The 1,416-nt window shown below is 42.4% G+C and carries 1 protein-coding gene; it reads left to right on the plus strand.

What is annotated here, in order from left to right; all coding sequences use genetic code 11:
• The coding region (locus tag RB619_RS21030) for a hypothetical protein (protein WP_308101069.1) at positions 1–1,416 on the plus strand (1,416 nt) is incomplete at both ends.

Raw genomic sequence — 1,416 nt, forward strand, 5'->3', positions numbered from 1 at the left:
ATTGTGGAGCACTGGAGAGACAACTTCATCCATTACGGTTTCAGCTCCGGCAACTTATACCGTTACCCAGACCGTAAACGGGTGTACAAGCGCTTCAGGATCTGGAACGGCCGCACCTAAAACAGCGCCGTCGGCACCGTCGGCTTCATCTCAAACATTTTGTGCAGTTGATGCCAAAGTTGTTAATGATTTAGTTGCAGTGGGAAGTAATTTAAAATGGTACAATGCGTCTTCGGGAGGGACATTATATTTAGGAACAGAAACACTTATTGATGGGATTTATTATGTAAGCCAGACTACAAATAGCTGTGAAAGTGCTAGGACGGCAGTGACTGTTACCATAACTCCAAAACCTTCGAAAGTTGTCACGATAGTGACGATCTGCTCAGGCGATACCTATAAATGGACGGTTAACTCGGTTGATTATACTCTGGGCGGAATTTACCCGATATACAACAACGGATGTGCAGCAGACCAGGAACTTCAATTGACAGTAATTAATGTTACAAGTCCAATAGTTGGGCTAATAACACAGCCAACTTGCTTAACTTCAACTGCTAGTGTTGAATTAAGTGGTTTGCCAACAGGATCATGGATTATTAATCCTGGAAATATATCTGGAAATACGACTTCAACAACAATTACTGGTTTAATTGCTGGTAACACTTATAATTATACAGTTACAAACTCTTTAGGATGTCAATCGACAGCTTCTTCAAACGTAACAATTTCAAATTACATTTGTGCAGAAGACGATACTCCATCGGCAATAAATGGAGCGGCAGGCGGAACAATTGCAACTGTTTTTGCTAACGATAAAATAAATGGAACTGCATTTTTACCAACTGATGTTACTGTTTCAACAAGTACACTTCCAACAGGAATTGTTTTTAATTCAAACGGAACAATAACAGTTGCTCCAAATACTCTTGCGGGAACACATTTAATTACTTATACTATTTGTATGTCTGCAAATACAAGTGTTTGCGATTCTGCAACAGTAGAGATAGTAATTGAAAGACCTGTAATCGACGCAGTGACTGAAACCACGACAGCGATCAACAGCAACAACGGCGGAACTACAATTTCGCTTACAGCAAACGATACGCTGAACGGAACACCGGTAACAGTAGGAACAGGCGCAGGCGAAGTGACTTTCACATTGGTAAGCACGCTTCCGGCAGGACTTACGCTGAATACAGACAAAACGATAACAGTAGCTTCGGGCACAGCATCAGGAAGCTACGAAGTGGAATACACGATCTGCGACAACGACCATGCGCTCAACTGCGATACAGTGAAGAGTTATGTTCAGGTTGTGGGAGATATACTTGTTGCCAATGCGGACAATCCGGCATCGGTAACACAATCAGCAACGGCCCAGACGATCATTACAGCAATCAGCAACGATACCAG

This window comes from Flavobacterium sp. LHD-80 (genome assembly GCF_030929605.1).
GTDB lineage: Bacteria > Bacteroidota > Bacteroidia > Flavobacteriales > Flavobacteriaceae > Flavobacterium.